Below are 9,509 nucleotides of genomic sequence, written 5' to 3'. Positions count from 1 at the left end.
TATTTTTCCATGCTAATTTTCCGATCATACCATTGTAATTTGATTGGTGAATTTGGCTTTAATACGATTATCGTGTGTGACAATAATTAAAGCCGTTTTATATTCTTTAGATAATGTTTCTAAAATTTCAATTACGTTGTCTGCATTTTTATCATCTAAGCTTGATGTAGGTTCGTCTGCTAACAGCACTTTCGGTTTGTTCATTAATGCACGAGCAATTGAAACACGTTGTTGTTGTCCAACACTTAATTGACTTGGTTGTTTGTTAGCTTGTTCTGCAATGTCTAATTTTTGAAGTAATTCTTTAGCTCTAGCTTTATGTTTTTTTCCAGAGGCCAACCAACTTGCCATTTCTAAATTTTCTAAAACAGAAAGTGATGCAATAAAGTGCGATTTTTGAAAAACCACTCCAATGTTTTTACCTCTAAATTGATCGGCTTTACTGCCTTTAAGATTTGTAAAATCTGTATTATCAATAAAAATTTCTCCAGAATGTGGTTGCAACAAACCTGCTAAAATATGCAAATAGGTAGTTTTTCCTTTTCCCGAATTTCCTGTAACCAAAATGGTACTTCCTGCCTGGCAAAACAAATCGGGCATGATGAAATTTTGATTTTTATCGTAAGAAAATGTAATATTTTTGGTGCTTATCATTTTGTATTATATTATGTGGCAAGATAAGAATATTGAAATAAGTTTGAAAACGTATTAACAAAATTTTATTTCAATCAAATAAAAATCATTATGGTTCGTAATCTTCTACTAATAATCCTTTTTCTTCATTGTAATAAATTGCTAATGAGCCATCAATAAAATCAAAATAAATAAAATTCTCGTTATTCATATCATAATCAACAACAGTATTTACTGACAAAAGCGGTGTTTTTATTTTTTCTTTCCAAATCGTTGCAGTACTTACATCAATTCTTTTTAATGAAAGTACGTCATGAAATTTTGCGGCCAACATTTTTTGTTCTTCTTCAAAATTATAAGTAGTTGAGATGGTGTAACCCGAATCTTCTTCATTAATTTTGAAAAAATAGGTGGTTGATTTATCAAAAACAATTTCAATAGTGTCCACAAAAACAAATTTCTCTTCTGGATTTACTAAATTTATCCAAAAATGATAAAATATAGCCGTAATGTTTTGTTGTTTTTTTATTTGTGAAACTAAATCTAAATCGGAATTGGAAAATTGGTATAATTCTTTCATTGTATTAACTGTAAATTTATTTTGCAAAAGTACATTAAGTATTTTAAACACTTAGTCACATAGTTTTTTTTATTTATGTGATGAATCAATAAAAATCTGTGTAGCCATACTCAAAAAATTCCGGTATCTTTAAAACTCAAATATCCAAATTCAGTAATAATAAGGTGGTCTAATACTAAAACGTCTAAAGTTTGACCTGCTAATTTTAGCTTTTTAGTCAATTGCAAATCGGGTTCACTGGCTTGTAATTTGCCGGAAGGATGATTGTGACATAAGATTATTGATGTGGCATGATATTCAAAAGCAGTTTTGAAAACCATTCTATTATCAACCACAGTTCCTGTGATACCCCCTTTACTAATTTGCGATTTATGAATTACTTTATTGGAATTATTTAAATACAATACCCAAAATTCTTCATGAGGTAATTCGCCAATTATAGGTTGCATAATTTCGAATATACTTTTACTCGAAGTAACTCTGGGTAATTCAGTTGCTTCTTCTAACCTTCTTCTTCTACCTAATTCTAGGGCAGCAACGATACTTATGGCTTTAGCTTCGCCAATGCCTTTAAATTGAATTAATTGATGAACTGAGAGTTTACTAAGTTGGTTGAGATTGTTGTTTGAAGCTGCTAAAATACGCTGACACAATTGTACTGCGCTTTCATTTCTAGATCCTGATCCTATTAATATGGCTAATAATTCGGAGTCAGATAAGGTTGATTTACCTTTAAGTTGGAGTTTTTCACGTGGTCGATCATCTTCGGCCCACTGATTAATTGGCGTGTACATAAAATTTATTTTGGCGTTTATAAAAATCAAATTTAATTAAAATAAACCAAACAAGAAATAATTTTAGTGTTTATTTAATAAAGAAAACCTCCAAGAGTATTGAACTCTTGAAGGGTTATAAATATTGGCACATTGACCAATTATCTAATTGACCAATTGACTAACTTCATCAAAATTCAAACCACCGTAATTACCAGAACTCATTAATAATAAAGCGGAATTATTAAAATCTTGTGCAAATAAATAATCTTTAAATTCTTTTGGATTGGTATAAATAATTAAATCTTTTCTGTTGAATGATTGTGCAATTTGTTCATAAGAAACTTCATCTAATTGTTTTATTTTTACAGCATCTGGCGAATAAAAAACAACCGCAACATCTGCCGCATTTAAGGCGCCTTCGTATTCTTTTAAAAATTCGGCATTTAAACTGCTATAAGTGTGTAATTCTAAACAAGCGATAAGTTTTCTTTCAGGATATTGATCTTTTACTGCTTTAGTAGTGGCTGAAACTTTACTTGGCGAATGGGCAAAATCTTTGTATGCGACTTTATTACTACTCTCTGCAATTTTTTCTAAACGTTTACTTGCACCTTTGAAAGTAGCTATTGCCTCGTAAAAATCAACCTCATCTACGCCCATACATTGGCAAATCCATTTGGCGCCTGCTAAATTATTTAAGTTATGTGCCCCAAAAACTTCAATTGGCATGGGTCCTTCTGGAGTATCTAATAATGTAGTTCCGTTTTCAACCGAATAACTTGGCGTTTGATAGGCAATTTTACGAATTGGATTTGTAGTTTCATCAGCTACTTGTTTTACGGTTGCGTCTTCTTGATTATAAATTAAGACTCCACCATTTGTAATTTGCGAAGTGAAAATACTAAATTGTTCTACATAATTTTCAAACGTTGGAAACACGTTAATATGGTCCCAAGCAATTCCTGAAAGTAACGCAATATTTGGTTGGTACAAATGGAATTTTGGTCGTCTGTCCATTGGAGAAGATAAATATTCGTCACCTTCTAAAACGATAAAATCGTTAGTTTCAGTAAGATGCACCATCGTATCAAAACCTTCTAATTGTGCGCCTACCATATAATCCACTTCAATATTATGATAATGCATTACGTGTAAAATCATAGACGTAATAGTTGTTTTTCCATGCGAACCACCAATTACAACCCTTGTTTTATTTTTAGATTGTTCGTACAAAAATTCTGGATACGAATAAATTTTCAACCCTAATTCTTGCGCTTTCAACAATTCTGGATTGTCTTCTTTTGCATGCATTCCTAAAATAACAGCTTCAATACCTGTTGTAATTTTTTCTGGAAACCAACCCATTTCTTTAGGCAGTAATCCTTTTTTCTCTAATCTAGATTTTGAAGGTTCAAAAATAGCATCATCGCTACCTGTTATTTGATATCCTTTATTATGTAAGGCCAATGCTAAGTTGTGCATGGCAGCTCCGCCAATTGCTATGAAATGTGTACGCATGTGAAAATTCCAATTTTTAAAATTCTAAATTCCAAATTAGTGGAATTAAAATGTTGATTATTTTTTTAAGCTTTGTGCTTTTTCTTTGTCTTTTAATTTATTCATGTACAAATCGAATAACTTGGCATACGTTATGGTTGATTTTCCAATTTGATGTGCTTTCAATAAATTTACTTCTGCCGCTTTGTATCTTTTGTAATACACATCAATGTGCCCTTTTGCTAAATAACCATCTACTTTTGAAATGGCCATGATTTCATCAGCGTACTTTAAAGCTTTGGTTTCGCTACCACCAATAATTCCAGGTAATTCAATATATAAAAATACTAACGCCCATCGAGATTCAACATGTTTTTTGTCTAAATTGGCCGCCGTTAAAAAAGCAGTTTCTAAATCGTCAATCATGCCAAGCGCTTTGAACTTATTAACGGATTTGGCTTTCATTCCTATTGCGCCACCATATTTATACCAATAATTAGCGCTGTTTGGGTTTTGTTGTCTTAACTTATTATAATACTTAATTGCTTCATCCCATTTTTTTGAATTGCCTGCTATATCGCCCAAATACTCAATTGTTTTTTGATGATTGGGAGCCAATTTTAAATAATTTTCAAACAATCTTTTGGCTTCTTCAAACTTTTTTTCATTATATAAATTTTCCGCTTTCTCAAATAAAGTCTGAGAAAACAAGGATTGAGAAAAAAGCAGTAAAAAGAAAATGTATTTTTTCATGGGTTAAATTTATTTTCAAAAATAAGAAAACAATTCGTTTTTTTCAATAAAAAAGAACTGCAAAATAGTTGTGATCATTATTTAAAAGGATGACGCTGTTGCCAAAAGGTTTCAGGTTCTAATTTTTTAAATATTTTTCCTAAAAATCTATTGATTAATTTGTTACTATGGTAAATGAAACCGGACATCATAACAGGCGTCGCTCCAATAGAACTTTTAATTTCTAAAGCCGTTCTGCCAAAAATAATTTTTTTGAACTGATGTGTGATTCCAAATTCTGTCATGTTGTATAACATATTTAAATATAACATTTTTTCTTTTTGAACTTGGTCATCGTATCCTAAAAAATAGGTTTCTAAAATAGCGTCGTTTACTAAAACGGAATGAAAACCAATTAGTTTTTCTTCCAAAAAATAACCAAAAATTTTAAAGCCATTTCCACATTGACTTTTAAATGTTGAAAAATGGTTTTCTGCTAAGAAAAAAGTATTAAAAGGTGCATTTTTGGCTACGTGATGATATAACTCATTTATTCTTGATTCAAACAAAACAACCTCATCTAAATCTAATTCTTTCATAGAAATTCCTTCAAATTTTTTATGGGCTCTTTTATATTGATCTCGATATTTTTTTGAAAAGGCGTTATAATAATCCTCTTTGACATTCCATGAAGAAGGTAATTCGAAAATCATATTAGGCTGTGTATTGAATTCGTAAATCTTATCAAAAGCAAACTTTTTAAATTCGACAGCGCAATCTTGATAAAAATCTTTAAAAGAAACTAAATGAATTTTTATTCCTTTTTGTTTGAAAAATTGGATTAATTCTTCAGAACATTGTGTTAACAAATAACTAATATTTTCAAAACTTATTTCTTTATTAAAAGTAAAACTATTTTGTCCGGTTATCATGTTATTTCCAATAAATAAAGTATGCGAAGCAAAATTTCGAAAAATAAAATTTCGTATGAATGTTTTGAAACAGTTGTCTCTTTCTCCAAAAGATTCTAATTTATTCAAATCTAAATATTGCGCTAACGAAACGCCAATTAATTCGGAATTTTCATAAAACCCAATATAAAAACATTGCATATTGGTTGGTGAAGAAAGTTCTAAAACCTTTAAATATGGAATTTGCAGAAAATGATTGGTAGCAGCAACTGCATTCCAATTTTCTGGAAAGTCGTTAATAGTTTCAAATATTTTTACAGTAATTTTTTTCAAGGCATAAAGAAGTCCTACAAATGTAGGACTTCTATTTTATAAATAAATGTTAATTCTTGTCATCTAATAAAATTTAGACTTTTAATGTACTTCATCTGTACGATATTTACAACAGCCATGAATTTTTGCATATTGTGCTTCTGTTGCTTTTATGTCTTTAGTGTCATGTCCAGCAATTGCTACTGCTTTTTCTACATCTAAAACCTTACATTTTGTTTCATCAATGATTAAATGTAGATCTTGATCTGCTGCATGCCAAACAGCGCTTTTAACTCCTTTGACAGAATAAGCTGCTTTTTCGATGCGTTTTTTACACATATCACACACACCATTAACTTCAACTTCTACTTTTTTATTTTTATTTGGTTGCTCTTGTGCGTTTACATTGATTCCTAAAAAGGCAATTAAAACTAATAACACTATTTTTTTCATAATTTTTGTGTTTAATGATTTATTTGATTTTGATCTTTTTTATCTTTTATTTTAAATCTTATTCCTGCATAATACATGGTACCAAAAACTGGACCATAAATCATGGTACTATCAAAATATGGGCTGTTAGGATTATCCGAAGCAATGATAGCATTTTTCTGTTTAAAATTTCCTAAATTTTCAGTCCCAAGATACATTTCAAATGTACTTGAAAATGTACGCGTTATTTGTGCATTAATAAGTTGGTAACTAGGCGTGTACTCCGATAATTGATACTCAATTGGATTGGCAAGTGTATTTGGCAAACGCTGCTGACCAATCCAATTAAAAGTGGCATCAAATTTCCATTGTTGTCCTTTTTCCAAAATATGTGTTTCATAAGCAATATTAGCAAAAAAACGGTTTTTGGCTTGTAACGGCTTGTCTAATAATCCTGTAGTGTAATCCGTTTTAACATTTAAATATTTATAGGCCGTTCTTAAATTTAAGTGGGTCATTAAATTAATATTCCATTCCAATTGAAATGATTCTGCAAAACTTTTCCCATTTAAGTTAGAGAATGTTACTTGTCTTGCATTTTCTAAATCTACCACAATTTGATTGCTGAAATCGGTTTTATAATAATCTACTACCAGTTCATTTTCTTTTCCAAATAAATAAAATTTCTGAATTAAACTTGCTCCATAATTCCAAGCAATTTCTGGATTTAACCCATATAATTTTCCGTTTTCGTTTTGAATAATAATATCTCTAGAACTGGCCAAAACATTTATATTTTCAGCAAAAATATTTGAGGCTCTTTTTCCTCTACCTGCAGAAAAACGAAGCGTGGTTTTTTCAAACGGATTGTATTTAACATGTGCTCTAGGCGTAAAAAACAAACCCAATCTGTTATGATTATCAGCTCTGGCTCCTAAAACGAAACTAAAATTATTTAAATTATCGTAAGAATATTCAAAAAACGAACCAATTGAAGTGTCAATTCTATCATATTCCGCCATAAAATTGGCTTCTAAATGTTCTTGAAATTTATCAAAATTAAAATTCAAACCCGTAATAAACTTATGCTTGGTATTTGTTATTATCGAATTAAAAATAAGATTTGAAAAATAATTTTTATGATGAATATGATGCACTTTATCGCCAAATTCCGAATGCATTTTGTTGTACTGAAAAGCTTGTTGAAAACCAATACTTTGAAAAGGCATGTTCGGATAAACATATCCTAACTTGTGTGAAACTTCAATTTTATCTGTATTCACATGACTGGTCCAAAAATTTGGATTCATAATCATTTCGTGCGAATTATCATTTATAGTTCCACCCGTTTTTTCATCTGAAAAATATTTGATATTTAAGAATGACACAATTCCTTTTTCAGCATTATTATATTGCCAACGATTTAAAATATTGACTTGTTTTCCTAACGGATTGTCTAAAAATCCATCATGATTCATGTCATTTTTAATATTTCTAGTATTGCCATGCAATAGAACTAAGGAACTTAATTTATCTGAGTATTTATTAGCAAAATGAGTATTCAATTCATATCTGCCATCATTTGAAGCATAAACATTGGCAAAAAACGGGTCTTCCTTTTGAGGTTTAAGTAACTCATAATTTATTTGACCTGAAATGCTTTCATATCCATTCACCACACTTCCAGCACCTTTCGTAATTTGAATACTTTCTGCCCAAGTTCCTGGAATAAAATTTAAACCTGTTGCTTGTAAAGCACCTCGAATGGCTGGAATGTTTTCTTCACTCATTAAAATGTAAGGACTCGTTAACCCCAACATTTTAATTTGTTTATTACCTGTAATGGCGTCGGAAAAATTTACATCTATAGATGGATTGGTTTCAAAACTTTCAGATAAATTACAACAGGCCGCTTTTTGTAATTCGCCTTGCGATAAATGTTGCGTATTGGTAACTGCTTTCTGTTTTCTACCTAACGTATTTTGCTTCTTTACAATGGTTACAGTTGCAATATTGCTTTCAGAAGTTGTTTTTTCTAATTGAATAGTAAAATCAGATTTGACACTTTGTTGCATTTCAAGTTTCTGAAAACCTTCCTTTTCTAAAATTAATACTAGATTTCGGTTTCCTTGAATTAAAGTAAACGAGCCATTTTCATCAGAATACAAAATGGAATTTAATTCTGAAATTGTGATTTTTACATTTGCGATAGGAGAATTTTCTTTATTGATAATTTTTCCTTGGACGCTATTCTGAGCTAAAGAAAATAATGGCATTAACGCCAATAATAAGATTTTATACATAATTAATTTATAAAGTTTATAATTTAAAAAAACTAAAAAACGATATAAATTATGCGTAAAAAATAAGTTGAGAATAGAGTTTATAAAAAGGCGGTGCATTAGAGTTACAATAGTAATCTACATTTTTAATACTTGAATAAAAGCAAGCTGTTTTACCAAAAAAATCAGTCGTTTCATTTAAAAAATCTACAGCAGAAAAATCAAATTGAAAATCTTTTAAAATAGAATAATCAATTTTTTTATCGGTACTTATTTCCTCATTCGAACAACAACCATCTTCTTCAATAGAATCTGAAGCGCAGCAAGAAACTTCAGATGCAGAATCAAATAATTTATTGTTTTGATATACCAACGACACATAAGCAATTTGGTCATTACAAAAGTGCAATACCAAACTAGCGCTACTATTTACTATTAAAATAAATAATGCTAAAAAAATACTTATCTGTTTTTTAAAATTCATTACTGCAAATTTATAGTATTTTTTTATAACTTATTGTTAATTAACACTTTTTGATAAAAAAAAGCTGGAACAAATAAAATTAAAAATAAGGGTTGAATTAGAAACCTCCTAACATAGAAAACAAATAAATAATCTGGCGATTCAGAAAAATGTAATAAACTGAAAAATGCTATAATTAAAACAACAAAGAAAATTAATAATAAAAAAGAGGTTAGTTTTACTATTAAAAAATCCTTAAATAAAAAATATAATATTAAAATTGTAAGCATGCCGTTTATGAAAAACCTATATAAAAGTCCTAGAAATAATTTAAAAGCATCAAATTCTGGTACTATTTTATTTTGGGTGTCACCACGAAAAAACTCTAAAAAAGGATCATAAAACAAATCTTTTTCGAACATTCTAATTAGCAATAAGGAAACTACCAAAATGCCAATAATTGATATATTTATGGCTTTATTTTTTCGCTTTTGCATAAGCTGAAAATTTAATAACCCAAATAATCCATAACACAAAAACCAATCCATAAATAACTAATGGAAACAAAATATCATGCAAAAAAGTGCCGTATTCTGGATACTTATAAAGTCCTGCCGTAAGCAAAGCAATTCTGAAAATATTCAATATAAAAATTACTATTGAACCCAAAAATAGATACAAAAAAGTAGTAATAAATTTATTTGAAAACGAAAATATAAAGGCGGCATATAAAATAATTACACTAACCGCATTACAACCTTCCACTATTCGAGCAATATATACTGAATTATAGACTACTTTATAGCAAGGTTCCAATTCATGCTTTATCATCTCGCAATTTGCATTAAAAAAAACGAGAATGTTTTCAGTCTGTTTTGCTACAAAATGCGT

At 29.5% G+C, this 9,509-nt stretch carries 11 protein-coding genes; all 11 read right to left on the bottom strand.

Annotation, left to right across the window (positions count from 1 at the left end; genetic code table 11):
• Positions 1-24 precede the first annotated feature (24 nt).
• On the bottom strand, positions 25-654 hold the full coding sequence (locus tag ACIQ2I_RS06010; RefSeq protein WP_396181532.1) for an ABC transporter ATP-binding protein: 630 nt from the start codon (positions 652-654) through the stop codon (positions 25-27).
• Between the two features lie 88 nt (positions 655-742).
• A complete protein-coding gene (locus ACIQ2I_RS06005) occupies positions 743-1,213 on the bottom strand; it encodes a hypothetical protein (protein ID WP_396181531.1) in 471 nt (156 codons plus the stop codon).
• Positions 1,214-1,323: 110 nt separating this feature from the next.
• Entirely contained in the window at positions 1,324-2,007 is a 684-nt protein-coding gene (gene radC, locus ACIQ2I_RS06000; protein WP_396181530.1) for a DNA repair protein RadC, read from the bottom strand.
• 144 nt (positions 2,008-2,151) lie between these two features.
• Positions 2,152-3,507, bottom strand: coding sequence for a UDP-N-acetylmuramate--L-alanine ligase (gene murC / locus ACIQ2I_RS05995; protein WP_396181529.1), 1,356 nt, complete (start codon positions 3,505-3,507; stop codon positions 2,152-2,154).
• Between the two features lie 57 nt (positions 3,508-3,564).
• Complete coding sequence (locus tag ACIQ2I_RS05990; RefSeq protein ID WP_396181528.1) at positions 3,565-4,239, bottom strand: tetratricopeptide repeat protein; 675 nt, start codon at positions 4,237-4,239, stop codon at positions 3,565-3,567.
• 77 nt (positions 4,240-4,316) lie between these two features.
• Positions 4,317-5,462 carry an 8-amino-7-oxononanoate synthase gene (locus ACIQ2I_RS05985; protein WP_396181527.1) on the bottom strand — a complete coding sequence of 382 codons (1,146 nt, stop codon included), beginning with the start codon at positions 5,460-5,462 and terminating at the stop codon, positions 4,317-4,319.
• Between the two features lie 81 nt (positions 5,463-5,543).
• Positions 5,544-5,894, bottom strand: coding sequence for a heavy-metal-associated domain-containing protein (locus ACIQ2I_RS05980; RefSeq protein ID WP_396181526.1), 351 nt, complete (start codon positions 5,892-5,894; stop codon positions 5,544-5,546).
• An 11-nt stretch (positions 5,895-5,905) separates the two neighbouring features.
• Positions 5,906-8,176, bottom strand: a complete 2,271-nt coding sequence (locus ACIQ2I_RS05975; RefSeq protein WP_396181525.1) for a TonB-dependent receptor domain-containing protein — start codon at positions 8,174-8,176, stop codon at positions 5,906-5,908.
• Positions 8,177-8,225: 49 nt separating this feature from the next.
• Complete coding sequence (locus tag ACIQ2I_RS05970) at positions 8,226-8,639, bottom strand: HYC_CC_PP family protein (RefSeq protein WP_396181524.1); 414 nt, start codon at positions 8,637-8,639, stop codon at positions 8,226-8,228.
• A gap of 23 nt (positions 8,640-8,662) precedes the next feature.
• Entirely contained in the window at positions 8,663-9,115 is a 453-nt protein-coding gene (locus ACIQ2I_RS05965; RefSeq protein ID WP_396181523.1) for an exosortase F system-associated membrane protein, read from the bottom strand.
• Positions 9,096-9,509: exosortase family protein XrtF (xrtF, locus tag ACIQ2I_RS05960; RefSeq protein WP_396181522.1), on the bottom strand; the 414-nt coding region annotated here is incomplete at its 5' end. The genes xrtF and ACIQ2I_RS05965, both read right to left, overlap by 20 nt.

The organism is Flavobacterium sp., from assembly GCF_044368995.1.
GTDB lineage: Bacteria > Bacteroidota > Bacteroidia > Flavobacteriales > Flavobacteriaceae > Flavobacterium.
Note: the sequence above shows the minus strand (reverse complement) of the source record. Positions and strands in the feature narration are given on the sequence as shown.

What these genes read in the sequence shown, in the direction of transcription:
- ACIQ2I_RS06010 (WP_396181532.1), bottom strand. Translation starts at nt 654, where the DNA reads ATGATAAGCACCAAAAATATTACATTTTCTTACGATAAAAATCAAAAT.
- ACIQ2I_RS06005 (WP_396181531.1), bottom strand. Translation starts at nt 1,213, where the DNA reads ATGAAAGAATTATACCAATTTTCCAATTCCGATTTAGATTTAGTTTCA.
- radC (WP_396181530.1), bottom strand. Translation starts at nt 2,007, where the DNA reads ATGTACACGCCAATTAATCAGTGGGCCGAAGATGATCGACCACGTGAA.
- murC (WP_396181529.1), bottom strand. Translation starts at nt 3,507, where the DNA reads ATGCGTACACATTTCATAGCAATTGGCGGAGCTGCCATGCACAACTTA.
- ACIQ2I_RS05990 (WP_396181528.1), bottom strand. Translation starts at nt 4,239, where the DNA reads ATGAAAAAATACATTTTCTTTTTACTGCTTTTTTCTCAATCCTTGTTT.
- ACIQ2I_RS05980 (WP_396181526.1), bottom strand. Translation starts at nt 5,894, where the DNA reads ATGAAAAAAATAGTGTTATTAGTTTTAATTGCCTTTTTAGGAATCAAT.
- ACIQ2I_RS05975 (WP_396181525.1), bottom strand. Translation starts at nt 8,176, where the DNA reads ATGTATAAAATCTTATTATTGGCGTTAATGCCATTATTTTCTTTAGCT.
- ACIQ2I_RS05970 (WP_396181524.1), bottom strand. Translation starts at nt 8,639, where the DNA reads ATGAATTTTAAAAAACAGATAAGTATTTTTTTAGCATTATTTATTTTA.
- ACIQ2I_RS05965 (WP_396181523.1), bottom strand. Translation starts at nt 9,115, where the DNA reads ATGCAAAAGCGAAAAAATAAAGCCATAAATATATCAATTATTGGCATT.